Origin of the sequence: Wolbachia endosymbiont (group B) of Sphaerophoria taeniata (assembly GCF_947179355.1) — a bacterium.
Taxonomy (GTDB): domain Bacteria; phylum Pseudomonadota; class Alphaproteobacteria; order Rickettsiales; family Anaplasmataceae; genus Wolbachia.
This window is the reverse complement of the sequence record NZ_CAMXAW010000003.1, coordinates 437923-464394: the sequence shown is the minus strand read 5'-3', so window position 1 is coordinate 464394 and position 26472 is coordinate 437923. Positions and strand designations below refer to the sequence as shown.

The following is a 26472-nucleotide window of genomic DNA, read 5'->3' as shown; positions in this document are numbered from 1 at the left end:
CCAGCATCAAGTGCTAGCCTGAAGCTTTAGCTATAAATATTAAGAAATTTACCAAACGAAGAAAAAAGGCAGAAGAATCGTATCCGTTCAGGAGAGTGGTTTAAGAAACAATAGATAAGAGGTTTTGGAAAGGATTGAGACCCCTTTGTTTCCATGTTAAGTATAACGAAATTATCCGTTCAAGGAATGCATTTCCCCGCTTTGATTGTGTAAAATACGAATTTTTGCGGTAAACGACATAATGCCGTATCTGCTGTTCAGCATGGTTGTTTGTCAGCGGAATGTTTTTTGGGTCATCTAAAAAATTCCACATCATTCTTTCAGATTTCAAAATATTTTTCGCAACTCGAGAGGCTCCAATTGCTTCAGGTAAGTAGGATATTTCCTTCAAGTAATACCTTGTACGTTTTCGCAACTTTCTGGCACGTCTGGCAAATCTAAAAACATCTATCTCATTTTTTAGCAAAGCCTTTTTTAGTGCAAATAATTCAGTAGCTACATTTCTTAAGTAACAGCCAAGAACTTTGACTTCAATATTCCAACTATGCGCTAATCTTTCAAAATCCCTTGCTAAGTGTGCCCAGCAGATTTGCCTTTTTTCATCAGCAAAGTAATTGTATACTGCGTACCTGTCGGTTACCACTAAGCTATTATGATTGCAGCATGCGTTATTTTTTAAAACTTTCATTCCTCTTGACTCTGTCAACTTCACAAAACTTGCCGTATTGCTTGCAAACATCCAACACCAAGCGAGTTTACCTTTGTTATAATGGCTCGTTTCATCAATATGTAGAACTTTACTCCTACTTATCTCTTGTTCGATCTGCTCATACATTTTTTTGCATTTTGAAGCAACTCTATGTTCACTATTTGATATGCTAACGACGCTTATGTTCAAATTGAAGATATCATTTACGACACTCGCTATTTCGCGTTTTGAATTTTTGTAGAATCCGCTGAACGCTGCAATTATTGACTTAACCCTTGGACCAAATGTATCTGACGTAACACCTTCTGGTAACTTACTGCTTCTTCTTTTTCCGCATCTCCGGCAACGACCATGCTCCATCTGATATTCCACTACATAAGGCCTAATTTCCGGAAGATCAACTTTTTGATGAATGTACGGTCCATTGCATATTGCAATCCCTCCTCCGCATTCACAAGTAGATGACAACTTTACTTTTATCACCTCATCTGCATCCATTTTGGCGCGAAAACTTCCTTTATGACCAACCTGACCACCAACGTTTCTGTCGCTCTTTGGCTTGTCCTTTTTTATTTTGTACAACTCTCTAGAGCTTGGTAGAGATGAATTTTTCGAGTTTAAACCAAGCCTTTCCTTTAATTCAGCGTTCTCTATCTTTAAAGCCTTGTTCTCTGCTTTTAAACTTTCATTCTCCCTTTCCAGCTTTTCTATTTTTGCTTCTAACTTTTCTATTTTTTGCTGTAAATTTTTGCAAAGCTCTAAAAGGTTTACCACATTACCTCACTTTTGCTCTATGATTATCTTTTTAGATCACCTTGTCTACCTTATTCTGCCACTCCGCTGAACGGATACGAAGAATCCCCGTGTGACGAGTTTTATAATGTAAATTGGCGCTATAATAATGTGCTAACAAGCGCGTTTTGGCTGAATGTAGAAAAAATAAAAAAAGCCGCTATAATTTTTGTGTAATTTGCCAATAAATATTTGAGTTTTTTACTGATTTTGTGATTGAGCCTGCAGGTCAAAAATAAGGATAAATACTCTTAGTATCATAGTAAAGGGAATGACGAAATTTGTAAAGTAGTTTTCACTCAAATGACGCCCAGGCAAAAACTATATGGTTATGCAAAAAATCTATTTTTAAAACTGTTAATATAACATAGAAAAAACCTCACCTTCATTAATAATAGATTACTTACCAATTGGGTAGTCACCAGTGAAACAAGCATCACAATATTGCGGTGTAGCATTGTTACGTTTTTCTGCTTTAACAGCTCTGTATAGCCCATCAATACTCAAAAAGGCTAAGCTATCTACTCCTATACTTTCCTTTATCTCTTCTATAGATTGAGTCGCAGCAATTAAATCTTTGCAATCTGGTGTATCTATTCCATAAAAACAAGAGTGCTTAATTGGTGGACTTGAAATTTTGAGGTGAATCTCTTTTACTTCTGCATCCTTTAGCATAACTATTATATTTCTGAGCGTACTACCACGCACTATACTATCATCTATTAAAATTATGTTTTTGCCTTTCAAAGTGTGCTTATTAGCATTGAATTTTAATTTTATTCTAACTTTACGTACTTCAGCGGTGGGTTGTATAAAAGTTCTTCCTATGTAATGATTACGAATTATCCCCAGTTCCATAGGTAATCCTGAATGCTTTGCATATCCAATAGCTGCAGGTATTCCAGAATCAGGTATTGGTACAACCATATCTACATTGTTTTTTGGTGGGCTCTCTTCTGCAAGTATTCTTCCTATTTCTTTTCTTATATCATATATGGACCTCTTCTCCATTATGCTGTCTGGTCTCGAGAAGTAAACGTATTCAAAAATACAAAAACTTGATTTTTGCTGTGGGAAAGGAAACATTGAGGCTAGCTTACTATCCGAACTGATGGTAACTAATTCGCCTGGTTCTATTTCTCTAATAAACTCTGCATTTATTATATCAAGAGCACAAGTTTCAGATGCAAGAACGTAAGAACCGTTTAACTTTCCTAAAACAAGAGGCCTGATTCCAGATGGATCACGTACTCCAATAACTACTTCTTGATTGATTGCCACAAAAGAATAAGCACCTTGTATTTGCTTTAATGCATATATAAAACTCTCTAAAAAGCTATCTTTTTCACTGCTTGCTGTCAGATGCACTACTACTTCTGTATCAATATCTGACTGAAAAACGCACTCTTGTTTAATTAATTGTTCGCGTATCGGAGAAATATTAATTAAATTACCATTATGTGCTATGGCAAAATCCCCAAATTTGCCACTTTTGCCAAACATGGGCTGCACTCCAAATTTACTACCACTTGTTGAGTATCGAACATGACCTATTGCACAATCCCCAGGTAAGGATTTCTTTATTTCATCTATATCATCAAATACACTGCTCACTTGGCCTTGAAAGTGATAAGAGTGCAGCTTATCGTTGTTACTGGTTACTACGCCAAAAGACTCTTGACCTCTATGCTGCAAAGCGTGGAGAGCAAGTATAGAGTTAAAAGCAGCACTTTGGTTATAACTTATGCCAAATACCCCGCACTCCTCATGTACTTCATCAAGCATGAAAAATATTAAATAAAGCCTGATTGTACTTTAGTAGAGGCAAAGTACAAGAATTTTATTTGTTAATCCCTTTCAAAGTTGAAGCTTTCTACGGTAGTTTTGATGTATACCAGAAAGTAGGTTATATGCAATTAACCAATTTTGAGATTTTTGACAATTTTTTAGCACTGAAGAGAAAAAGATATTTTTATTGACTTATCTATGTATTGAAGTAATCACTAAAAAGTTTTAGTGGTTATGGTATATAATATGTCTAAGCAAGTAGGTAAACAAGGTGAAAGTAATCTTATTTTAGAGCCTGAACAGTTCTCTAACAGCTTCTTCAATAGTCAACAGAGTAGTTTATCAAATCCAAAATTACCGACTATAAGTCGTAAAGATAGGCATATGGATTTAATCAAGAAAAGGTACGCAAAAAACAAAGATGTTGCAGAATATCTAAGAAGTTATGACTTTATTAAAAGAGCAGAAGAATTGTCAATAATTTATCTTTTTGAGCGAGACTCATCTTCTACGAAATTGCAAATACCATTGACTACAGATGAACAAATTCTAGTTAAAAAATTTTGTGATGAGATGATAAAAGGTATAACAGAACACGATGAGCAAGAAAGCGTTTTAAAGTACATGGAACGCATAATAGAGGGTTATTTAAATCAAGGAATAAGATTAAACTCATATTACGGTAAGGATAATAAGACTGTAACAAATTTTATATTTGAAAAAGTGGAAGAATTAATTAATCGCTTTCATGCAAATCCACACAATTCAACTACAAAAAATATCATACAAAAGATCACTCGTAATTTAGTGTTAAAAGGTGGGGTAGAAAAAGGATTATCTTTTTATAGCGATATTGAAGGCGGATATTACGGCTCTAATTATTTAAATGATCTTAACGAACAATGTAAGAGTAAGAAAAAAATGCTAGAGGGTCTAGCATATGAAGGTATTGTGAAAGAAAATAACAAGCAAATTGATAAATATGATCTTGAAGTAGAAGTAGATAATAAATATTTTTATATTAAGTATCCACAAGGTAGTATTGTTGAAACTGCGAGAACTTTAAATAATGAAAAAGCTAAGGATTTAGAAGTTGGCATATTTCAGATTGAGGAAAGTATAGTAAAAGTTGAAATTACAGAAGATGGAAAAAGAAATTACACAGATATCTTAAAAGGTGGTATTGAAATATTTTTTACTACTAAAATAGGAGAGATTAGTATTTATCTACGGAAAGATGGTAACAAAATGGTAGTAGAAATTGATGAGAAAAGCAAAATAAGGTTTAGCAAGTTAGAAAACAAATCAAGCTTTGGAGGGAATTGTCTTATACAGGGGAAAAGTGTTTTAGAAGTTATGGGCAAGAGTTTTGAAAATATTCCTGAGGAGTTAACTCAGACTATTAAAAACGTTCCATCTACTAGTCTTATGCAAACATGTTTACAACAACAAGAAAACTCTAATAGGGGATTAAATTAATGTATTTTTAGGATAATAATTAAGAAATTAATTATAAACATTCATACGCATTCGATTGTAGTAGAGGATATGGGGCAGCAATTAGCACAAGAACTAAAGGCAAATGTGGTTGGTTGTCAAATAGTGATTGATTAAATCAATTTAGAGAGGTAAATAGCAGCTTTGCAGCTTGTTTTTATGAACAAAGATAAAACGTTGTAGCCAAGTGCGCTTTCGGCATTGTGCTGAATTGCAATATCTCTGTGCTCTAATTCCTCATCGCGAAATTTACTTATAGTTTCTCTTAATTCCCCATCTTCTAAATGTAAGACTTGCTCCTTGTAGTGCTCTCCGATCACTTCTTCAACTGCAGCAGTGCAAGCCATAGCGGCTTTTTTACCCATCATGGCAGTTACAACACCAAGTGATACCCCTAAAGCACCCCAAACTGGCAACAAAACAGTAGGACGAACTCTTTGCTCCTTGATTTTCTCATTAAAATAGTGGAAATGTTTTTTTTCCTGCTCCTCCATTTCAATTATTTTGTCAATTATGGAAGATTTTTTAAGAATAAATTTTTGACCGGAATAAATGCAAATGGCTCCATATTCGCCAGCATGATTTACTCTAATTGCTTGTTCTAAAAAATTTCCTTTCAATTTTTTTATATTGCTTTCCAATGTCTCCTCCCTTTATTTCTGCATTAGTACTACTATAAACCAACATATTATAGAGTAAATAAAATTCCATGCGTGCATTGCACCAACATTGTGATTACAGGAACTCAAGCAGCTATAGCAACGGCAAGAGTTACTTGACGGACTCCGCCATTCTCCTTAAAATAAGGGTGAAGATATATTATTTATCTTCAGTCTGTGCAGATAAAACGACAAAAAGCTCAATATACTTGATGTTTAATTTTTTGCACTATGTGCACTCTATGTCTTTATAAAACTTTTACCCACATAAGCTAAAATGCGCTTATCAAAGCATTTAATACAATGAAAAACGCCAATTAAAAAAATAGGTAGTAGCTGATAGATTTTCTTGTGCCTTTTTCTCTGTTTAGTAAATTTTTCAATATTTAATGCAATTAGCCGGTACTAAGATGATAACGAGTAGTAAGCTAAACATCCGTGTGGTTATTAGTATTATCAAGATATTCTCTAATCTTCTTTAAATCTTCCCAAGCTAAGCGTTTTTGTGCTGGTTGACGAAGTAGATAGGCTGGATGAAATATAGCGGCTGTGGTAATTGCATGAGATAAATATTGGTTAGTATAAGTATGAAATTTGCCACGCAAGTTCGATATAGTCTTTGTGTTATCAAGAAGGCTATAACATGCAATTCCTCCAACTAAAATTAGAATCTGCGGTAAAACAAGAGCAATATGCTTCTCAACAAATGGTCTGCACATATCAAGCTCTAGATCAGTTGGTTTTCTATTACCTGGTGGACGCCAAAACACGGTGTTGCTTATATATACCTTAGTGCGGTCCAGATTAATTGCACCGAGCATCTTATCGAGCAGCATTCCGCTTGCACCACAAAATGGTATGCCTTTCAGGTCTTCATTTGCTCCTGGTGCTTCACCAATAAGCATGATTTTTGCATTCGGATTACCATCAGAAAAAACAGTATTAGTTGCAGTTTTTTTTATTTCACAACCCTCAAATGACTTAACTGCACTTCTTAGTTCATCTACACTACCACATTCACTTGCAAGCTTCCTTGCTTTAATGATCCAGTCACTTGGGAACATGGCTTTTTTCTGCTCGATGACAGAAGACTGTGCAGCTCTCTCATTTTCCACTTTTTTTTCCTCTTCACCTTCAGTTAGCGTGCAGTCAACACCCACTTCATGATAGAACTTCAACAATTCTAGATCTTCATTGTTCATAGTGCCTCTTAACCTTTTGAGCTTTTTTCATAGCCATATCGTACTTCAATTTAGACAAATGTCTAACGTATAATATACCATTTAAATGATCTAACTCATGCTGAATACACCTTGCAAGCCAACCACTAGCTTTTAGCGTCTGTTCTTCGTTATTTAAATTTTTATATTTCACAGTTAAATATTTTGGACGCTTAATTTCATGGCTTTGCTCTGGAATTGAAAGGCACCCTTCTTTGAGAATTACTTGTTCACCCGATAATTCTGTAATTTCAGGATTAATCATGCAAAATTTGCCAGTTGATTCATATCCTGCTGGCCCATCTTCAGCCTTCTCTGGCTGAACGTCCATGACAAAAACTCTCTTCATCACTCCAATTTGCACTGCAGCAAGGCCAAGACCATCTTCATGGTACATAGTTTCGAACATGTCGTTTACTAATTCTTTAATTTTATCGTTTATATCTGTTACTTCACTGGCACGTGTAGTTAACCTTTCATCAGGGGCAATTACAATTGGCAATTTAGACATAAAATTAAAATTTTATGTTTTATTTTTTCCTTTGTACAGTATTTTGGGTATATTAAAATGTTGCTGTATTTTTAATAGAAATATAAATTATTAAAGGAAGCTACAATTTGAATGGAATTGTGTCATAAGGTCAACTAATGTACTCTGCAGTAATAATAAAACCAAAGCGAAATGTTTTTGCCGTTTTAGACGTAGGTACAACAAAAATTATCTGTCTCATTGTTAAGATCAATAGCAATTTCAGCTATAAAATAATAGGAACGGGTTATAAAAGTGCAGAAGGTATAAGCGGTGGATCAATAACTGATGCAAAGCATGCAAGTTACTCTATTTCATCAACTATAGGTTTAGCTGAGCAAGTATCAGAAGAGACTATAGACCAGATATATGTGAATGTAGCCGGATGTGGAGTCTCATCTTTTAACGTATATAACGAAATTATTGCAGCTAATCACGAAATTTCAGACCGAGATATAAAACGTGTAGTCTTTCAGACGTTTGAGAAATATATCGAAGAAAATGTTATCATTCACAATATACCACTGAAATATCACTTGGATGACATGACTGATATAAAAGAGGTTGGTGGATTGTACGGAAAAAGACTATCTGCTGATGTTAATGTCGTCACTGCTTCGCGTCCAGCGCTTACCAACATTGAAAATTGTATAACTAATAATAGCGGGATAAGTATGGCTGGTTGTATTGCTTCCGCATATTCTTCAGGCCTTGCCTGTCTAAGTGAAGATGAAAAAGAGCTAGGAACTGCCATTGTTGACATAGGGGGTGGGTGTACTGCAATTGGAATTTTTAAGAGAGGAAAGCTTATATACACAAGCAGCATTCCAATTGGTGGCATTCACATCACTCGAGATATAGCTTATGGACTATGCACAAGTATAGAGCATGCTGAACGCATAAAAATACTATACGGTAGCACTGTCGTAACTTCAATAGATGAGAACGAATATATTACACTGCAAAACAGTGAAAATGATGAACCGACTCGAGTACCCAAGTCCGAACTTATTGACATCATAAGACCTAGAGTTGAGGAGATATTTGAACTGGTAAGAGAACAATTTCAAGAACAAAAAGATCCAATCAATAAAGTAGTGCTCACAGGTGGAACCAGTCAACTCACAAGCATGAAAGAGATTGCAAGCTATATATTCAACAAACAAGTCCGCATTGGATGCCCTGAGTCTCTCAGTGGCCTTGATGGCGAGTATGATAAAAATCCCGTATTTTCTGCTGCCATAGGCTCTATCAAGCTAATAGTTGACACTTTTTATAAAAATAACTCTGGAATGCTCGGTCAAGATGGTAAAATGAGTAAATTGTATAATTGGGTTAAATCGAAAGTCACGGTTTGATTTTACCAAATAAAGTTTTGATATCCGTCAAAGGAAGTATAAAGAAAATTATTTCAAGATTGATAAATTGATTCGTGATCATACACCTGAAATTATGCGCTCCCATGGAATGATTGTTTATGATATGGTAATGGAAAAAGATGAATATGCTGAACGTCTCATTCTATGATAAAAGATAAAACAGGCTGGATCCCAGTGGGCTTTGTTGCATCGCTCAAGTGAAAAGAACTGGCAGTTACTGACAAAATTCATTATAAATAGCCATTTATAGCTCTTTTCATAATAGTCCGAAAAGCTTATAGAAAAGCGGAATCAACAGCATGACGAAAAGATGTGAATAGAGGACTAGCTCTGTTTTTTATAGCAAACCAATGATGCTCAATTTTGTTAAAATCGGGAGAATAAGGCGGTAGATATAAAATTTCTGCGCCAACTCCTTTAGCAAATCTTATTAGACTTATGAAAAGTAGCATTATCAAGGATAACAGTTTGTCCAGGTTTCAAAATCGGTGTCAGAAACTGCTCAAACCATTTATTAAAGATATCCATATTACAGTGGCCTTCAAATGTTAACGGAACAACTATTTTTCTGCCGTTTAAGGCTGCAATCATACTGATTCGTTGAATTTTTTTACCAGATTTTAGAGCATAAAACCTCTGTCCCTTCTGGCAATATCCATAACTCGGTGTCCAGACTCATCTATATAAACTAAGTTTTGAGGTTCTTTTGTTGCTATAATTTTCAAAAATTCAGCGCGTTTTTCTTCGTTTCTTTCTTTGTATCCATATGTCTTTTTTTGCGTGTGAGTCCAATTTTTTTAAGAGCTCGATGGATCGTTGGGATACTAACATTGCTCCAAAGCTTAGCCATTTCCGATACCACCATATTTTTTAGCAAATTCAGTAAATTTATTCCAGTCAGTAATTTTGTGATTATAACCTCCATTTCCAAGTTTTTTTGACTGAAAATCTCCTGTTTCTTTTCTTCTTTGCTGCCACTCCCATAACGTAGTTCTTCCAATTTTAAATCTTGCTGCCACCGTTTCCCTGCTCTCTCCTTCTTCTAGTGCTTCCATTGCTTTTTTTATAACTATATGCTGCTGGCATCCTTACCTTCACTACTATAAAACCTTATTTTACCTCGTTTGGACTATTATGAAAAGAGCTATACTTTTAGAGTTTATTTCTTGCTCGTTTACAATATAATGAGTTCTTATAAAATCTATGCATGTTTGATACCCTGACCGAGCATTTCTTCCTTCGTCGCCATCTTTAGGAGCTTCTAATAGACAAAGCAAATTATTGAGTGGAAGTTCTAAAATAATATTCTCATCAATATCACTGCTTTCATAAGCTGAATTAAGACTTGCTCTAGGTTCTGGAAGATTTTGCAGTTCTGATGCTAGAGTTTTTGATGAGTATTTTTCTTGTGTAATCCCTGTCACTACTAGTACCTTAGTGTTATTACAGTATACTGTTAAAAAAAGATTTTTGCAACTTAGCACTAATTTTTCTCAATCTAAAATATTTTTCAAAACAAACCTCTCTCTACTGTCAAATTAAATTCTTTTATTGACTTGTTTACTCTATCTAAATTGTTGAAAAATACCCTATATTGTAGAGAAATAGAGAGTATTCTTAATAGATTATGTAAAATATAGAGTTTTTATGGGTAAATATTGACAGTGAGATACCGTGTTTATTTGATTAGTTTTTAGTGTATTTTTGTATTTTAAATTTTGGCTAAAAACTCTCCATTTAATGGGCGATGACAGTGCCGACCCCCTCGGTGTAAACGAGATGCTCTACCAACTGAGCTAACCGCCCTTTTCTTGTTTGTGGATTGGTGGAGGCAAGCGGGATCGAACCGCTGACCTTCTGCGTGCAAAACAGATGCTCTACCAGCTGAGCTATGCCCCCAACTTTTGCTTAAAGCATAAATCACTCAGGCTGAAATGCAAGAAATATTTATTTGTGAGGCTATTGCTAAATAGTGCACAAATTCTGCATTTATGTATAATTCTCTATCTTTTTAGAGTTGTACGTCAGCTTTACCAAATGAATCTTTGAATTAACAAGAAGTTTTCCTTCAAAAATTTTTAATTAAATTATCACTAATACAGTACATTATATAATTTATTTAACCACACATGAAAATTTTAGTTTGATTAAAATGGATAAAAACTATATTACTGTTTAGTATAGCTGAAAAATAAAATGATCCCGTAGCTCAGCCGGTAGAGCAACTGACTTTTAATCAGTGGGTCACGCGTTCGAATCGCGTCGGGATCACTTAGAATCTTAAAAGCATGCTAAAAGAACAGGACAAAATATTCACAAACTTAAATGGTAAAGAAACACCACTACTTGAGGGTGCAAAAAAACGTGGTAGTTGGCAAAAAACAAAGGAATTACTGGATTTAGGATCAGAAAAAATCATTGATGAAGTAAAGAAATCTGGCTTGAGAGGTCGAGGGGGTGCAGGATTTTCTACTGGCCTTAAGTGGAGCTTTATGCCTAAAAATCCTCCAAAAGCATATTTAGTAGTCAATGCAGATGAGTCAGAACCTGGTACATGTAAAGACAGAAACATATTACGATATGAGCCACACAAGCTACTTGAGGGAATTCTTCTGGCTGGCAGAGCGATCAGCGCATCAGCTGCGTATATTTATATCAGGGGTGAATTTTATAATGAACATTTAGTTCTAAAAAAAGCACTTGAGGAAGCCTATAAAGAAAACTTAATTGGAAAAAATGCCTGCAAGTCAGGTTATGATCTTGATGTGTTTATCCATAGGGGTGCAGGAGCTTACATATGTGGGGAAGAAACAGCTCAACTCGAATCCATTGAAGGAAAAAAGGGCTTTCCTCGCATGAAACCTCCATTTCCCGCAGGTGTTGGACTTTTTGGCTGCCCCACTACAATAAACAACGTTGAAACTATATCTATGGTTCCAGATATCCTAAATCGCGGAGGAGAGTGGTTTGCATCTCTTGGTAAACCAAATAATACTGGCACTAAGGTCTTTTGTATTTCAGGGCATGTAAATAATCCATGTAATGTTGAAGAAGAGCTAGGAATTTCACTACGTGAATTAATTGAAAAATATGCAGGTGGAGTGCGAGGAGGTTGGGATAACTTACTTGCTGTAATACCTGGTGGGTCTTCAGTACCATTAATTCCAAAATCTATATGCGATACTATTGAAATGGATTTTGATTCATTGAGAGCTGTACAATCAGGGCTTGGTACTGCTGCTGTGATAGTGATGGATAAATCAACTGACATAATAGCTGCAATAGAAAGATTATCACATTTCTATATGCATGAGTCCTGTGGGCAATGTACACCATGTCGTGAAGGTACTGGATGGATGTGGAGAATTATGAGAAGAATGGTAGCAGGAAATATTAAACCTGGTGAAGTAGATAAGCTACTTGACCTTACAACTCAAATAGAAGGACATACAATTTGTGCGCTTGGCGATGCTGCAGCTTGGCCAGTGCAAGGGCTAATCAGACATTTTCGTCATGTAATTGAAGATAGGGCAGTAACTTAACTTACACTTTTAAGTCGTTTTACTACTTAGCAACCAGAGTTAGAAAATATTGATTTCCTTCCCTTTTAGGCGCTAGCTCTACCTTTGCAATATCTTCAGTGTCTCGAATTAGCCGTTCTAATTTTTCCACTCCAACCTCAGTATTTATAAGCTCTCTACCTCTAAATTTCATTGTGCACTTGATTTTATGCCCAGATATAAGAAAATCTCTTGTTTGACGCAATTTTGTTTCATAGTCATGATTATCAATATTGGGGCCCAGCTTAATTTCCTTTATAGTTAATGCTCTTTGTTTCTTTTTTGCCTCGCTTGCCTTCTTTTTTGCATCATATTTTTGTTTACTGTAGTCGAGTATTTTACATACTGGAGGAGTTGAATCAGGTGCAATTTCTACCAAGTCTAAATTGACACCTTGTGCAACTTCCAAAGCTTGTCTTAATGGCACAATTCCAACCATTTCACCATTATGATCAACTAAGCGTACTTCCTTAGCTGTAATGAATTCATTAATTTTGTTTTTATTATTCTTTTGAACTTGCAAGTTTTTCTCCCTTAACTCAAATTAATACTTTTTAAAAGCAATTCAGTAGCCTTTTCCAAAGGAAAAGACTCTTGTTCTTCTGACCCTAAATTTCTCACTGACACAGTTCTATTGATGATCTCATTTTTACCTATAACCCATAATATAGGTACCTTATTTGAACTATGCAAGCGTATCTTATAACTAATTTTTTCATTGGTCAAATCGGTCTTAATTCTAACACCTTGTTCTTTTAAAATATTGCTGATTTCAGTAGCATAACCATCAGCTTCATTTATAATGGTCAGAATAGCAAGTTGCGTTGGAGCAAGCCAAATTGGAAATTTTCCTGCATAATTTTCTATCAAAATCCCAATAAAACGTTCAAAAGTTCCAAGAATTGCTCTATGTAGCATAACAGGGTGGTGCTTTTGTCCGTCTGCTCCTATATAAAAAGCTCCAAGCCGCTCCGGTAAAATAAAATCAACTTGCAACGTTCCACATTGCCAATTTCTACCTATTGCATCTTTCAAAACAAACTCTAACTTTGGACCATAAAATGCACCTTCACCAGGATTAAGTTCATAACTAAGCCCTGCTTCTTTAACTGCTTCAAGCAGTGCTCTTTCAGCTCTATCCCACACTTCATCATTACCTGATCTAGTATCTGGACGGTCTGAAAATTTCACAGAAATTTCATTGAACCCAAGTTCTGAATATACTTCTTTTAAGAGGTCACAAAACTTTACAGTTTCAGAATTCACTTGTTTTTCCATACAAAAAATATGTGCATCGTCTTGCGTAAAACCACGCACTCGCATCATTCCATGCAATGAGCCTGAGCTTTCATTTCTATGGCATGTGCCAAACTCTGCCATACGTATCGGTAAATCACGATAGCTTCTGGTGTGAGAATTAAAAATCTGCACATGACAAGGGCAATTCATGGGTTTTATTGCTAGCTTTTTACTTTCAGATTCATCAATAATGAACATATTTTCACGAAACTTATCCCAATGTCCCGATTTTTCCCACAGCTCTTTGCTTACTAAAATAGGTGTTTTTACCTCAAAGTAGCCATTGTTCATTAACTTTTTTCTGATGTAAGACTCAAGAACATTATATAAAGTATATCCCTGTTCATGCCAAAAAATCTGCCCAACAGCTTCCTCTTGAATGTGAAATAAGTCCATATCCTTAGCAATTTTGCGGTGGTCGCGTTTTTCTGCTTCCTCCAGACGTTTAAGATAAGTATTTAATTCATCCTTATTTCTCCACGCGGTGCCATATATTCTTTGCAACATTGGGCCCTTAGAATCGCCACGCCAGTATGCACCTGCTACTTTCATAAGTTTAAACGCTTTAACTCTGCCAGTTGATGGTGAGTGCGGACCACGACATAGGTCTACAAAGTTGCCTTGTTTATAAACAGTTAGGTTTTCGTTTTCTGGTATTGATGAAACAATATCAACCTTGTATCTTTCACCTATATCACTAAAGAAATCAATTGCCTGCTTACGAGTCCAAACTTCTCGGACGAATCTGTGGTTACTTTTTATAATTTCCTTCATTTTTTTTTCTATTGCAGTAAGATCGTCCGTGGTAAAGGCACGATCTGTAGCAAAATCATAGTAGAAACCATCTTGAATTGTTGGCCCGATAGTAATCTGAGTATTAGGAAAGAGCTCTTTTACTGCCTGCGCCATTATATGAGTAGCATCATGCCTTATTATATCTAAACCCGCTTCGTCACTCAGTTGTATTACCTCTATCTCTGTATCAGATTCAATTTCACGTGAGAGATCATACAACTCACCATTTACCTTAAAGGCAATTGCTTCTCTCAAAGCATCCGGTTGTAATATATCAAAGCCAGTGACTCTACCACTGTATTCTTTTACTTTTTGTTCGGATAAAAAGGTAACTTTTATCATTCATTAGACCTTTTGTCATCCCAGTGCTTGACACTGGGATCCATGTTTCTTTCTTTTCTAGATTCCAGCGTCACGCGCTGGAATGACACCAAAAGGTGAGCTACTGATCTTTCAGTTAAATAACAGTTGTACAAGAGATCTATTACATACTTGCTGTAAGAAATTTTAATTGTTGACATACCTAGTTAATAATACGGCCTGTTCTTTTTTAACCTGAGTGCAATTGCTTCTTCCCAAACTTCACCATTACGCAATAGCTTTTCTTTATTGTACATTAGCTCCTCTCTTGTTTCAGTAGCAAATTCAAAGTTAGGACCCTCCACAATTGCGTCAACTGGACATGCTTCTTGGCAAAGTCCGCAATATATGCATTTTGTCATGTCAATATCATAGCGTGTGGTGCGGCGACTACCGTCTTCTCTTTCCTCTGCTTCAATAACTATTGATTGAGCAGGGCAGATAACTTCGCATAACTTACAAGCTATGCATCGTTCTTCACCATTTGGATACCTACGCAACGCATGCTCACCACGAAACCTTGGACTTAAAGGGCCCTTCTCTATAGGATACCTCAAAGTAACCTTTGGCTTAAACATATATTTTAATGTAATAACAAACCCTTTAATTAACTCTACAAAAGACCAGTACCAAGCTAATTTCTTGAGCATAAAATATTTAAAACTTGTGTCAGTCATTATAAATCATATTATCAGTTTTCAAAATAAATATTTTCACCTGGGTGACTTTTTAGGTATTTTGGTTTCTTAAGTGTAATATTGCTAAGTAGTTTATATCAATAATGACAAACACAAATGAAACTATTTTCGCTTTATCGACCGTATTTGGTAAGTCAGGAGTTGCAGTAGTCAGAATTTCAGGCAACTACGCGCTTAAAGCTTTAAATCATTTTCATATTAAGAAAGAAATTAAACCAAGATTTGCTACTTTAGTTGATCTATATGATGATTCCAGTCAATTGATAGATAATGGAATAATCATCTATTTCCCTGCTCCAAACAGTTTCACTGGCGAGGATGTTATAGAGTTACAAGTGCATGGAAGCAAGGCCGTCATAAAAATCATCTTGGAGGAATTATCAAAAATTTTCGTTATGGCCAGGCCTGGAGAATTCTCACTTAGGGCTTTTCTAAATGGTAAATTTGACTTAACGCAAATAGAAGGGATTGCAGACTTAATTGATGCTGAGACGAAAATGCAAGCTAAACAAGCGATTAAGCAGATATCAGGAGAATTGGAGAGACTATACAGCAATTGGAGGCAAAGATTAATAACGATACAATCCAAAATCGAAGCATATATAGACTTTCCAGAGAACATTTGGGCAGAAAAAAGTGAATTGGAAAAAATTAATAATGAAGTGCAATCTCTCGTGCAGTTGATACAAGAGCATTTAAATGATAATAGACGGGGCGAAAGGTTGCGTGAGGGTTTACATATTGTAATAACTGGTGAACCAAATGTCGGTAAATCAACTCTGTTTAATTTCTTAGCCAAGCGTGATATTGCTATTGTTTCTGAATATGCAGGCACAACAAGAGATATACTTGAAGCTCATATTGACATTGGTGGATACCCAATCATTCTCTCTGATACTGCTGGAATTCGTGAGAGTTCAGATCCAATAGAATCAGAAGGTATAAGTCGAGCGAAAAAAAGGTCTTTTGAAGCTGATTTAAGAATAGAACTATTTCCTTTTGAACAGCGTCATAATATCAATTGCAACGTTGTAAATAGCGATACTATTTATGTATTGAGCAAAGCTGACGATGTTATCAATAATCACAATATAAAAATTAATGGCATAGATCTTTTACCCATTTCTATTCTAAAGGGAATAGGTACAAACAAATTGATCTCTCTCATAAAAGAGAAGGCAAAGGAAAAATTTGGGCATGATAGAGACACTCCTGTGATTACTCGGCAAAGACATAGGAATCACATGCAGAAAGCACTGGAACATTTACAGCGTTTTAATATCTATAATCCAATTGAGTTGATATCTGAAGACTTGAGGCTTGCTGCATTTGAACTTGGTGCAGTAATTGGAATTATTAATGTTGAGGAAATATTGGATAGTGTGTTTAGTAGCTTTTGTGTAGGCAAGTAAGATTTTTATAGATTGCTTGAAATTAAATATTGTGGTAAAAAAGAGGTGGACGGATGGCCGAGCGGTTTAAGGCACCAGTCTTGAAAACTGACGTACGGAAACGTACCATGGGTTCGAATCCCATTCCGTCCGCACTTACTTCTCAGATTTAAAATGTTAGTTAATTTTTAGAGCTTATTTAGATGGTTCGTAACGCTGTAAATCTTATCTAATCTAGCCACATCTTTTAAAAATAAATCCCTTTGTAAATTGACCTTGTTAGCAAAGAAAGCTAATATCTATAAATAGATCACCATCTGAATATGGAAACCGATATCGTAATAATAGGTGCAGGGCCTGTTGGAATATTTACTGCTTTTCAAGCGGGAATGCTTGATATGAGATGTCATGTAATAGATGTTTTGGATCAAGCAGGAGGACAATGCACAGCTCTTTACTCAGAAAAGCCAATATATGATATACCTGGTTATCCTGTAATTACTGCCCAAAAATTAATTGAGCGACTAATGGAGCAAGCTTCACCGTTTGAGCCTGTTTACCATTTAAGTCAAAAAGTGGAAAAGATTTCAAATAACGAAGGTGAAAACTTTACTATCATAACGAACATAGGTACAGAGGTAAAATGCAAAGCCGTTATCATTGCTGCAGGTAACGGAATGTTTGAACCTAACCGTCCACCCTTAAGTGGTATATTAGAATATGAAAATAAATCTGTATTTTATAATGTAAATAAAATTTCTGATTTTCAGGACAAAACTATAGTCATTGCAGGGGGGGGGGATTCTGCGGCTGATTGGACTGTAGAACTTTCTAAAGTTGCAAAGAAAATTTATGTGATACATAGGAGAAAGGAATTTCGCTGCACTCCTGAAACTAGAAATAAATTAGAATCACTTGAAAATAATGGAAAGATAGAACTGGTAGTGCCATATCAATTACACGAACTAGCAGGAGGTAATGGGCAGTTGAGCGCAGTGATAGTAAAAAACATTGCCTCTAAGGAAGAAAAAGAAATATCCGCTGATTTTCTGCTGCCATTTTTTGGATTGTCAATGAATCTTGGGCCAATAAACAGTTGGGGTATAGAGTTAGAACATGGCCGCATAACTGTCGACCCAGCTACACTTAGAACCAGTAGAGATAGAATATATGCAATCGGAGATATAGCTACTTATCCAGGCAAACTAAAATTGATACTAAATGGCTTTGCTGAGAGCGCCATGGCTTGTTATCACATATACAAAGTAATTCACAATTCTCCAGTTAATTTTCAATATTCAACTTCAAAGGGAATTCATCGAAATTAAAGAGTAAAGAGATCCATGAACCTGCATGCAGTTATCTCAAGCATAAGGGAATACAAACGAAAAAGATTACTTTATAAATTCCCCTAACTCCCTTGCCATGATAATAAGAGTATTTATCCTTATTTTTGACCTGCAGGCTCAATCAAAAAATCAGTAAAAAACTCAAATATTTATTGGCAAATTACATAAAAATTATAGCGGCTTTTTGTGTGCCGTAGAGACACAAGGAATGTTCAGGAAAGAGCAAACTAAGTGCGAAAGCTGCACAATAGATGAGGGTGGGCCCCTCGGAGCCGGTTTACAAGAGCAGGCTTCAAACAACCATAAGCTGCTTTGGTAAAGAGCCAAGGTAGTGAGCGTTATGGAAAAGGCGTAATTATGCGTCATGTGTGAAATAGAGAGATGAACGCAAGTGAACCACTGATTACACGTCGAAAGGTAATGCGATGATGTCAAAACCAGGGGAGAAAAAGTAACTTGGGATAAGCCTATCGGGAACTTGTCTACTGGGTAGGTGGCATCCGGCATATAGGTGGCATGAACCTATTTCAGGCTATTGTGTGGAACTATGGGAACCTGTCGTTTCGATGATAAGGGAGAAGTCCAAGGAGCTGAACTCTAAGGAAGAGAGTACTGATGCGAAAAACAGGGGCGGATTAGCTCGTAGTAGTGAAGAAGTTTTTGTAATGGAAATGGAGCGAAGGGGCTGAGTTATTTAGTTTTAATTATTTATCAACCGAAAGGGAAGAGTTAATGAATAAAACAAAATCTTTTGACATACCAAAGCAACTGATTTGGAAAGCTTATAAACAAGTATCCAAAAACAGAGGTGCGGCAGGTGTAGATGAGGTCTCGATAACAAAGTTTGAAGAAAATCTAAAAGATAATCTATACAAACTGTGGAATCGGATGTCATCCGGAAGTTATTTTCCAGAACCAGTAAAAGCTGTTGCGATACCAAAAGATACAGGAGGACAAAGAACTTTATGTGTTCCTTCAGTATTCGACAGGATAGGGCAAACAGCAGCTACTATGTATCTCGAACCGTTAGTAGAGCCGGAATTTCACGAAGATTCGTATGGTTATAGACCAAACAAGTCTGCACTGGATGCGGTAAGTACAGCGTGTAAGAGATGTTGGAGAAGTGATTGGACGATAGATCTTGATATTTCTGGATTTTTCGACAATCTGGATCATGTGTTAGCACTGCAAACTATCAAGAAGCATACAGATTGCAAGTGGGTCATACTGTACGTGGAAAGGTGGATGAAAGCCCCGATTCAACTAGCAGATGGCAGTAAGGTAGTTAGGAATAAGGGAGTTCCACAAGGAGGTTCTGTAAGCCCAATCATTTCTAACATATTTATGCATCATGCATTTGATATGTGGATGAGGCAAAACTACCCAACAATACCATTTGAGAGATATGTAGATGATGCAATGGTGCACTGTAAAACCCAGAAACAGGCAAAATTCATAAAAGACAAGATCGAAGAAAGATTGGCTGAGTTTAAGCTAAAATTACATCCTGAAAAGACACAAATAGTGTACTGTAAGGATGACAATAGGAGAGATGTGTTTCCAATACAGAGCTTTGACTTTCTGGGTTACACGTTCAGACCTAGACTGGCAAAGAACAATAAAATAGGAAACTATTTTGTCTCATTTCTACCTGCAATTAGCAACAAAGCCAAGAAGAAGATCAACCAAACCATAAGGTCATGGAAAATACGTAGGCAAACATATACAACACTAGAGAAAATATCAAAGAAAATAAATCCTATAGTCCGAGGCTGGTATCAGTACTATGGCAGGTTTTATAAATCAGAGATGTATCCATCTCTTAGAAATGTAGAGTGGCACCTAGTAGGATGGGTCAGAGCCAAATATAAGAAACTTCGAAATCATGGAAGACTAGCAAAGCAATTTCTAGCAAAAGTGAGAAAGAGGTCTCCAAATATTTTCTATCACTGGACACTAGGATTGGGATCAAAAGGCTGAATAACGGGAGCTGTATAAATTGAGAGGTTTACGTACAGTTCTGCGAGAGACTGGTGGGGAAGCTCCGCCGGTCTACTCTCCAAATTTTTTCTACATTAAGCCAAATCACGCTTGTTAGCACATTATCAATTTAAATTATTAAAACTCGTTACACGGGGACTTTTTTGCTTTTTTTTGCTTGGTAAATTTTTTAATATTTGTAGCTAAAGTAATTTTCGAGAGGTGTTATGTAAGTAGCTGACACACAGCTGTACGAGCATTCATTTTTGAAAGTAAATTGCGTAGCAAATGGTGTCATTCTAGCGCGTGACGCTGGAATCTAGACTTTAACTGATATGATTACAGAAAGAGAATTTATTAGGTAGTTATAGACAGTGAAAGTGGCCATTTTAGCCACTTTCAAGTGAAGGGAATCTCAACAAAGGTTTATGATATAATGTAAAAGTAGCGCCCCTCTTAAGCACTATTTTTACTATCTGTCTCAAATCATCAACTACATTGTCCTGATGCATTACGTCTTTTGTTTCCAGCACATTTTGCAACACATGTACCATTGATCATTTCCTGATTACTAGGGCAACTTATGCAAGCTTCTGCTACACCTGGTGCTATCACGCTCACAATTTTAGGTGCACCAAAAAACACAGCAGTAAATGCACCGAGTGCAAAAAGTGCTGGCCATGGCATTCTGCCAAATATTGCAAGCAAGGCTGCACCAATTATCACTACTGTAATCATCGGTCCACCTATGCTGTGAGTATAGTCTACTATCTTACATATTACTGCTGATGTTTCATCAGCGCTTGCATCAAACGCAAAAGAGAGAATTAAAGCTACAAGTAGAAGAAAATTTTTCATTATGCCTCCGTATTTAACGCTGGATTATCTATCATTTTGATTAAATTTAAGTAAACGGTGAGGATTTTTTACTTAAAAGTATGCTTTATTTCATTTAGAATACTTTTCTTAGTTTATTTATATTACAAGTGCTACAGAAATTTTATAGTATCGTTTATTGCCTTTATCGTGCTTTAATTGACACAATTTATAATGATGGAGTGGAGCATGCAGGGTATCTATCATTTTTAATCCTGTTATCAATATTTCCTTTTCTTATTGTTTTAATAGCCATGGCATCAACGTTCGCAAATTTCTTAGATCAATACAATGTCGGCTGGGCATTTATTATTGATAACATGCCACAGGATATTTTATCATCTTTGATGCCACGTATTAGGGAGATAATATCAGGCCCTCCGCAAAGCTTATTAACCTTGGCAATTGTAGGCGCTGTTTGGACTGCCTCATCGACAATTGAAGGATTTAGAACGATATTGAATAAGGCCTATAAAGTTCCGGTTTCATCGCCTTATATATGGAGAAGGGTGCTCAGTATATTACAATTTTTAGTAATTACGCTTGTTACAACTCTGACTATAGTATTTTTTACATTAGTGCCAATGTTAATTGATTTTTCTTACCAAGGGCTAAGTTATACTAGATATTTACTTATTGAGTTTGTGCTTTTTACTATAGTATCTTGGCTATATTTTACATTGCCAAACATAAAGCAAAACTTATCAGACGTATTTCCCGGATCTTGTGTGGCTGTTATTCTTTGGACGATCTCTGCTTCAGCTTTCAAGCAATATTTAAAAGCTTCCTTTGATCAACTGAATTTGATATATGGAAGTTTAGGTGGTGTGGTAGTATCGTTACTATTTTTTTATATGCTAAGTTTGATTTTTATATATGGAGCAAAATTTAATTTTCAGCTAAAATATTTCAATGGATCTTGCTAAGGAGAAAGAAATGGGTAAGTTAGAAGGTAAAGTAGCTTTAATTACCGGGGCTTCAGGTGGAATAGGCTCTGCTGTTGCAAAAAGGTTTGTAAGAGAAGGTGCATGTGTGATTCTGATTTCAAGGTTTATCGATCACCTCAAGCCACTGTATAATGAAATTGAAGAGCTTAAAGAAGGCTATGTGAAACTAATTCAGCTTGATCTTTTAGACTTTGAAAACGTAGAAAAACTGGCAAATATGATAGAAAGCCCAAAATTATCAGAATCTGGCACACTTGATATACTGATTACATGCACTGAAATTTTATGTAAGTTGAGCCCTGTTCACGATTGTGAGCTTGAAGATCTACAGAAGGTAATGAATACAAATTTTACTGCCAGTTGGTACTTGCTAAAAAATTTGGGTCCGATACTAAAAAAGTCTAATGCTGGAAGAGCGATATTCATGACCTCAAAGATAACACTTTCTCCTTCCTCTTATCCATATTGGATGCCATATGCTGCAAGTAAAGTTGCACTAGAAGCAATGGTCAAGATATATGCATCTGAGACAAAACATACGAATTTGTGCATAAATGCCGTGTATTCGGAAGAGCCTATCGATAGTGAAATGTATAAGCAAGCATTTCCGGGAAAAGATATATCTGAATTGGTGCCACCTGATAAACTGACAGACAAATTTGTGGAACTTGCTTCTGAAGATTGTAGCATATCAGGACAAATCTTACCACTTAGCAAATCTCCCGAGTAAATTACCATAGTATCTGCAAAGATACCGTTAAGCCCACAACTGTATGAACATTGTGATTTGAGTCCACTAGGAAGGATGTCATCCCAGTGCCTCTATGGTGTCATTCCAGTGTTTGACACTGGAATCTAGTCTTTATTGTGCGGCCACTTATTTAAAGTTAAGTTTTCTGGATCCCAGACTGGGATGACACCTCTGGGCACTGCCGTCATAAAGGAACCAGTGTCAGCTACTTGAATGACATCATTTGCTGTGCAATTTACCTTCAAAAATGAATGTTTGTACAGCTGTGTGTCAAGCACTGGAATCTGCCACGCAAATTGCAATGTTCGTACAGTTATGCGTCAAGCCTAAAAGTAGTTAGCTAATAGGTTTAATAAAAATTCACATATACAGGAAAGATTGGTAACATTACTTGAATAGAGATCGTTATTGTAATTATGCCAAAACGCACAGATATAGAATCTATATTAGTAATAGGAGCAGGCCCAATAGTTATAGGTCAGGCATGCGAGTTTGATTATTCTGGAACGCAAAGCTGTAAAGTATTAAAAAGTGAAGGTTATAAAGTCATTTTGGTTAACTCCAACCCCGCAACTATAATGACAGATCCTGAATTCTCTGATGCAACTTATATTGAGCCGGTACTACCTGAAATCATAGAAAAAATTATAATTAAGGAGAGGCCAGACGCAATATTACCAACAATGGGAGGGCAAACAGCACTTAATTGTGCAATAAAACTTGCAGATGATGGAGTGTTAGACAAATACAACGTAGAATTAATAGGGGTAAATAGAGAAGCAATAAAAAAAGCGGAAGATAGAGAATTATTTCGCCAATCCATGGATAAAATAGGGCTAAAATACCCCAAAAGTATCATTATAAAAAATCAAGAACAAATAAAAAAGGCTTTGGATTACATTGGATTACCAGCAATCATCCGTTCATCATTCACTCTTGGTGGCGCAGGTAGTGGCATAGCATACAATAAAGAGGAGTTTTTCAATATCACAGAAAGTGCTCTAAAAATTTCACCAATAAATGAAGTTCAGATAGATGAATCAATTATCGGCTGGAAGGAATATGAAATGGAAGTTATCCGTGACTGCAAGGATAACTGTATAATAGTGTGTTCAATAGAAAATGTTGATCCAATGGGAGTGCACACCGGAGATAGTATCACAGTTGCTCCTGCTTTGACTCTGCGTGATGCTGAATATCAACAAATGAGAAATGCATCTATAGCAGTGCTGAGGGAAATTGATGTTAGTGCCGGTGGTGCAAATGTTCAGTTTGCAGTGAATCCTAAAGAAGATGGAAGCCTCGTTGTAATTGAAATGAATCCAAGGGTTTCTCGCTCTTCTGCACTTGCCTCAAAAGCAACAGGCTATCCTATTGCAAAAGTTGTCACTAAACTTGCTATTGGCTATTCGCTCGATGAAATACGTAACGACTGTGCTCCAATAATACCAGCAGCATTCGAACCAGTGATTGATTATATCGTCACTAAAATTCCTCGATTTGAGTTTGAGAAATTTAAGGGGACAAATTGTGAATTATCAACCTCCATGAAATCAGTGGGAGAAGTGATGTCAATCGGCCGTACTTTTAATGAGTCACTGCAGAAAGCTTTTCGCTCACTTGAAACAGGGCTCACGGGACTTGATGAAGTGTTTTCTGAAGACACAGATATTAAATCTCAGTTAGCAAAATTGCTGCCAAACAGATTACTGATTGCTGCTGACGCAATGCGCCACGGAATTAGCATAGAAGAAATAAATTCGATTACAGGTTATGATTTATGGTTTTTGCAAAATATACAGCAAATTATATTAGCTGAACAAAAAATCAAGGAAAACGGCCTTCCTGAAACTGCATATGAAATATTAGAGCTGAAAAAAATGGGCTTCTCAGATGCAAGGCTCGCAAAGTTAAGTAATAGACCTACCTCTGTCATCCCAGCTGGGATCCAAGAAAAAAATAGGTGGATTCCAGTGTCACGCACTGGAATGACATCAGAGCAAATTGAAGCAATGAGGAAAAAATTTGGTGTTAATCCAGTTTATAAACGTGTAGATACCTGTGCAGCTGAATTTGAATCGAGCACTGCTTATATGTATGGATGTTATGAGGGAGACATTACAAACAGGGCAGAATGCGAAGCGGACATTTCTGACCGAGAAAAGGTTGTCATTTTAGGAAGTGGTCCAAATCGCATTGGTCAAGGTATTGAGTTTGATTATGCATGCGTTCATGCAGTTTCTGCCACCAAAGAAATGGGATACGAAACAATAATGATTAACTGCAATCCCGAAACCGTTTCAACTGATTATGATACCGCTGATCGTTTATATTTTGCACCACTCATTGCAGAGGATGTGCTTGAAATACTAAGTAAAGAGCAAGAAAATGGCACACTAGTTGGTGTAATAGTTCAAATAGGTGGTCAAACGCCTTTAAAATTAGCCAAAGTGCTGAACGAAAGAGGTTTTAATATCTTGGGTACATCTTTTGATTCTATTGACCTTGCAGAAGATCGCATGAGATTTAAAAATCTTGCTTTGCAACTTAATTTAAAACAACCTGAAAATTCTATCTGTCATTCAGTGGAAGAAGCGTTAATCAACGCAGAAAAGGTGGGGTTTCCATTAGTAGTGAGGCCATCCTATGTCCTTGGTGGTCAGTCTATGTCAATTTTGCATGATATTGATAGCTTCAAAGAGTACGTCCTGAATCACACTAAAATCTTTGAGCATGGTTCGCTGCTTCTTGATAAATTTTTAGTCAATGCAGTTGAGGTTGACGTTGATGCTGTATGTGATGGGGAAAGAGTTTTCATTGCAGCGGTTATGGAGCATATTGAAGAAGCTGGTATCCACTCTGGCGATTCAACATGTTCAATACCGACAAATACATTGAGTGACGAAGTAATAAAAGAGATCGAGCTCCAAACTGAGAGAATAGCATTAGCATTAAAAGTGAAAGGTCTGATAAACATTCAGTTTGCTGTTCAAGAGAGTGATGTATACATACTTGAAGTGAATTTAAGGGCTAGCCGTACAGTTCCTTTTATTTCCAAGGTAATCAATATTCCTATTGCAAAGCTTGCCACTCAGGTTATTTTGGGTAAAAAATTGAATCAGGAAAACAAGCCTTTCAATCATTTTGCAGTTAAAGCTGCTGTTTTTCCATTTACGCGTTTTTCGGGAATTGACACTTTACTTGGTCCTGAAATGAAATCAACAGGAGAAGTGATGGGAATTGACTTATCTTTCGGAGCTGCACTTGCAAAAGTGCACATGGCTGCGGGATACAAGTTACCAACAGAAGGAACAGCTCTGGTTTCAGTAAAAGATGATGATAAAGAGTATATATTGCCTGTTGTACGAATGTTGAAAGAACTGAGTTTTGAAATATATGCCACCAAAGGCACAGCTTTGCATCTGAACAATAACGGCATTGCTGCAAAAGCTGTAAATAAAGTGAGAGAAGGCAGACCCCACATAGTTGATATGCTCAAAGATGGAAAAATAAATCTAGTAATCAATACTTCAAAAGGTGTGAAATCAGTCTCAGATAGCAAAGATATCAGGAGAACTGCTATTTTGCAAAATATAGCTTATAGCACCACAGCTTCTGGGAGTAAAGCGTTAGCGCTTGCAATTCAATATGTAAAGAATAGCAAATTGGAAGTGAAATCATTACAGCAGATACAAAATATTTAAATATCAAGACTATAATAAATTATTACTTATTTCAAAATGAGGATCGTGTAAGCTAAGGAGAGAGAAATTTAATTAAAGGATTTTTGTGTCAGTATCAATATATAACTGCCTTGAGCGTTTGTTGAAAGGCTTTGTACTAATTTTCTTGATTCAAACAATATGCTAGACTTTAACTTAAAAATCTTTGTA

20 protein-coding genes, 4 tRNA genes and 1 pseudogene are annotated in these 26472 nt (G+C 36.2%); 12 read left to right on the top strand and 13 right to left on the bottom strand.

Going from position 1 to position 26472, the window contains the following annotated elements; genetic code table 11:
• Nucleotides 1–100: 100 nt before the first annotated feature.
• Both tnpC and purF read right to left on the bottom strand, forming a co-directional pair.
• Entirely contained in the window at nt 101–1483 is a 1383-nt protein-coding gene (tnpC, locus tag ONG75_RS06155) for an IS66 family transposase (protein ID WP_264375454.1), read from the bottom strand.
• A 417-nt stretch (nt 1484–1900) separates the two neighbouring features.
• Entirely contained in the window at nt 1901–3286 is a 1386-nt protein-coding gene (gene purF / locus ONG75_RS06150) for an amidophosphoribosyltransferase (protein WP_264375095.1), read from the bottom strand.
• A 249-nt stretch (nt 3287–3535) separates the two neighbouring features.
• Between purF and ONG75_RS06145 the strand changes: the two genes are divergently transcribed.
• Nucleotides 3536–4768, top strand: coding sequence for a hypothetical protein (locus tag ONG75_RS06145; RefSeq protein WP_264376022.1), 1233 nt, complete (start codon nt 3536–3538; stop codon nt 4766–4768).
• 131 nt (nt 4769–4899) lie between these two features.
• On the opposite strand, the gene ONG75_RS06140 is transcribed toward ONG75_RS06145, so the two are convergent.
• The 3 genes from ONG75_RS06140 to def form a co-directional block, all read right to left on the bottom strand.
• On the bottom strand, nt 4900–5427 hold the full coding sequence (locus ONG75_RS06140) for a demethoxyubiquinone hydroxylase family protein (RefSeq protein WP_007302313.1): 528 nt from the start codon (nt 5425–5427) through the stop codon (nt 4900–4902).
• A gap of 446 nt (nt 5428–5873) precedes the next feature.
• Nucleotides 5874–6647 (bottom strand): uracil-DNA glycosylase, encoded by a 774-nt coding sequence (locus ONG75_RS06135; protein WP_264376021.1) that lies wholly within the window; start codon nt 6645–6647, stop codon nt 5874–5876.
• Nucleotides 6637–7176 (bottom strand): peptide deformylase, encoded by a 540-nt coding sequence (gene def, locus ONG75_RS06130; RefSeq protein WP_010403849.1) that lies wholly within the window; start codon nt 7174–7176, stop codon nt 6637–6639. Before def ends, ONG75_RS06135 begins: the two co-directional genes overlap by 11 nt.
• Nucleotides 7177–7313: 137 nt before the next feature.
• Here def and ftsA point away from each other — a divergent pair, with 137 nt between their 5' ends.
• Complete coding sequence (gene ftsA / locus ONG75_RS06125) at nt 7314–8552, top strand: cell division protein FtsA (protein WP_264376020.1); 1239 nt, start codon at nt 7314–7316, stop codon at nt 8550–8552.
• A 296-nt stretch (nt 8553–8848) separates the two neighbouring features.
• Here ftsA and ONG75_RS06120 read toward each other — a convergent pair.
• The 4 genes and pseudogenes from ONG75_RS06120 to ONG75_RS06105 all read right to left on the bottom strand — a co-directional run bounded on the left by ONG75_RS06120 (nt 8849) and on the right by ONG75_RS06105 (nt 10472).
• Nucleotides 8849–9659: pseudogene (locus ONG75_RS06120) on the bottom strand (IS630 family transposase).
• A gap of 29 nt (nt 9660–9688) precedes the next feature.
• Complete coding sequence (locus ONG75_RS06115) at nt 9689–10057, bottom strand: hypothetical protein (RefSeq protein WP_264376019.1); 369 nt, start codon at nt 10055–10057, stop codon at nt 9689–9691.
• Between the two features lie 257 nt (nt 10058–10314).
• Nucleotides 10315–10379: transfer RNA gene (locus tag ONG75_RS06110), tRNA-Val, on the bottom strand.
• A gap of 17 nt (nt 10380–10396) precedes the next feature.
• A tRNA-Ala gene (locus ONG75_RS06105) sits at nt 10397–10472 on the bottom strand.
• A gap of 299 nt (nt 10473–10771) precedes the next feature.
• On the opposite strand from ONG75_RS06105, the gene ONG75_RS06100 reads away from it, so the two are divergent.
• Together ONG75_RS06100 and nuoF are read left to right on the top strand one after the other, a co-directional pair.
• Nucleotides 10772–10844: transfer RNA gene (locus ONG75_RS06100), tRNA-Lys, on the top strand.
• 17 nt (nt 10845–10861) lie between these two features.
• Nucleotides 10862–12115, top strand: coding sequence for an NADH-quinone oxidoreductase subunit NuoF (nuoF, locus tag ONG75_RS06095; protein WP_064085745.1), 1254 nt, complete (start codon nt 10862–10864; stop codon nt 12113–12115).
• Nucleotides 12116–12137: 22 nt separating this feature from the next.
• Here the strand turns inward: nuoF and infC are convergent, their stop codons facing one another.
• The 3 genes from infC to nuoI all read right to left on the bottom strand — a co-directional run bounded on the left by infC (nt 12138) and on the right by nuoI (nt 15237).
• Nucleotides 12138–12656, bottom strand: a complete 519-nt coding sequence (gene infC / locus ONG75_RS06090) for a translation initiation factor IF-3 (RefSeq protein WP_010404127.1) — start codon at nt 12654–12656, stop codon at nt 12138–12140.
• A gap of 11 nt (nt 12657–12667) precedes the next feature.
• On the bottom strand, nt 12668–14569 hold the full coding sequence (gene thrS / locus ONG75_RS06085) for a threonine--tRNA ligase (RefSeq protein ID WP_264376018.1): 1902 nt from the start codon (nt 14567–14569) through the stop codon (nt 12668–12670).
• Between the two features lie 185 nt (nt 14570–14754).
• On the bottom strand, nt 14755–15237 hold the full coding sequence (gene nuoI, locus ONG75_RS06080; protein WP_264376017.1) for an NADH-quinone oxidoreductase subunit NuoI: 483 nt from the start codon (nt 15235–15237) through the stop codon (nt 14755–14757).
• Nucleotides 15238–15368: 131 nt separating this feature from the next.
• On the opposite strand from nuoI, the gene mnmE reads away from it, so the two are divergent.
• The 5 genes from mnmE to ltrA all read left to right on the top strand — a co-directional run bounded on the left by mnmE (nt 15369) and on the right by ltrA (nt 20005).
• Entirely contained in the window at nt 15369–16697 is a 1329-nt protein-coding gene (gene mnmE / locus ONG75_RS06075) for a tRNA uridine-5-carboxymethylaminomethyl(34) synthesis GTPase MnmE (protein ID WP_264376016.1), read from the top strand.
• Nucleotides 16698–16744: 47 nt separating this feature from the next.
• Nucleotides 16745–16829 (top strand) — tRNA-Ser (locus ONG75_RS06070).
• 170 nt (nt 16830–16999) lie between these two features.
• Nucleotides 17000–18004 (top strand): NAD(P)/FAD-dependent oxidoreductase, encoded by a 1005-nt coding sequence (locus ONG75_RS06065; protein ID WP_264376015.1) that lies wholly within the window; start codon nt 17000–17002, stop codon nt 18002–18004.
• Nucleotides 18005–18564: 560 nt separating this feature from the next.
• On the top strand, nt 18565–18714 hold the full coding sequence (locus tag ONG75_RS06060) for a hypothetical protein (protein WP_264336130.1): 150 nt from the start codon (nt 18565–18567) through the stop codon (nt 18712–18714).
• Between the two features lie 43 nt (nt 18715–18757).
• Nucleotides 18758–20005 (top strand): group II intron reverse transcriptase/maturase, encoded by a 1248-nt coding sequence (ltrA, locus tag ONG75_RS06055; RefSeq protein WP_264336129.1) that lies wholly within the window; start codon nt 18758–18760, stop codon nt 20003–20005.
• A gap of 489 nt (nt 20006–20494) precedes the next feature.
• Here ltrA and ONG75_RS06050 read toward each other — a convergent pair whose 3' ends face one another.
• A complete protein-coding gene (locus ONG75_RS06050; RefSeq protein ID WP_007302310.1) occupies nt 20495–20863 on the bottom strand; it encodes a TrbC/VirB2 family protein in 369 nt (122 codons plus the stop codon).
• Nucleotides 20864–20991: 128 nt separating this feature from the next.
• Here ONG75_RS06050 and ONG75_RS06045 point away from each other — a divergent pair, with 128 nt between their 5' ends.
• The 3 genes from ONG75_RS06045 to carB all read left to right on the top strand — a co-directional run bounded on the left by ONG75_RS06045 (nt 20992) and on the right by carB (nt 26283).
• Nucleotides 20992–21807 (top strand): YihY/virulence factor BrkB family protein, encoded by an 816-nt coding sequence (locus ONG75_RS06045; protein ID WP_264376014.1) that lies wholly within the window; start codon nt 20992–20994, stop codon nt 21805–21807.
• On the top strand, nt 21794–22558 hold the full coding sequence (locus tag ONG75_RS06040) for an SDR family oxidoreductase (RefSeq protein WP_007302308.1): 765 nt from the start codon (nt 21794–21796) through the stop codon (nt 22556–22558). Before ONG75_RS06045 ends, ONG75_RS06040 begins: the two co-directional genes overlap by 14 nt.
• Nucleotides 22559–22995: 437 nt before the next feature.
• A complete protein-coding gene (carB, locus tag ONG75_RS06035) occupies nt 22996–26283 on the top strand; it encodes a carbamoyl-phosphate synthase large subunit (RefSeq protein WP_264376013.1) in 3288 nt (1095 codons plus the stop codon).
• Nucleotides 26284–26472: the final 189 nt, after the last annotated feature.

Excerpts from the sequence above, each read along its gene's own strand:
- purF (WP_264375095.1), bottom strand. The coding sequence starts at position 3,286 with ATGCTTGATGAAGTACATGAGGAGTGCGGGGTATTTGGCATAAGTTAT.
- ONG75_RS06145 (WP_264376022.1), top strand. The coding sequence starts at position 3,536 with ATGTCTAAGCAAGTAGGTAAACAAGGTGAAAGTAATCTTATTTTAGAG.
- ONG75_RS06135 (WP_264376021.1), bottom strand. The coding sequence starts at position 6,647 with ATGAACAATGAAGATCTAGAATTGTTGAAGTTCTATCATGAAGTGGGT.
- def (WP_010403849.1), bottom strand. The coding sequence starts at position 7,176 with ATGTCTAAATTGCCAATTGTAATTGCCCCTGATGAAAGGTTAACTACA.
- ftsA (WP_264376020.1), top strand. The coding sequence starts at position 7,314 with ATGTACTCTGCAGTAATAATAAAACCAAAGCGAAATGTTTTTGCCGTT.
- nuoF (WP_064085745.1), top strand. The coding sequence starts at position 10,862 with ATGCTAAAAGAACAGGACAAAATATTCACAAACTTAAATGGTAAAGAA.
- thrS (WP_264376018.1), bottom strand. The coding sequence starts at position 14,569 with ATGATAAAAGTTACCTTTTTATCCGAACAAAAAGTAAAAGAATACAGT.
- nuoI (WP_264376017.1), bottom strand. The coding sequence starts at position 15,237 with ATGCTCAAGAAATTAGCTTGGTACTGGTCTTTTGTAGAGTTAATTAAA.
- mnmE (WP_264376016.1), top strand. The coding sequence starts at position 15,369 with ATGACAAACACAAATGAAACTATTTTCGCTTTATCGACCGTATTTGGT.
- ONG75_RS06065 (WP_264376015.1), top strand. The coding sequence starts at position 17,000 with ATGGAAACCGATATCGTAATAATAGGTGCAGGGCCTGTTGGAATATTT.
- ltrA (WP_264336129.1), top strand. The coding sequence starts at position 18,758 with ATGAATAAAACAAAATCTTTTGACATACCAAAGCAACTGATTTGGAAA.
- ONG75_RS06050 (WP_007302310.1), bottom strand. The coding sequence starts at position 20,863 with ATGAAAAATTTTCTTCTACTTGTAGCTTTAATTCTCTCTTTTGCGTTT.
- ONG75_RS06040 (WP_007302308.1), top strand. The coding sequence starts at position 21,794 with ATGGATCTTGCTAAGGAGAAAGAAATGGGTAAGTTAGAAGGTAAAGTA.
- carB (WP_264376013.1), top strand. The coding sequence starts at position 22,996 with ATGCCAAAACGCACAGATATAGAATCTATATTAGTAATAGGAGCAGGC.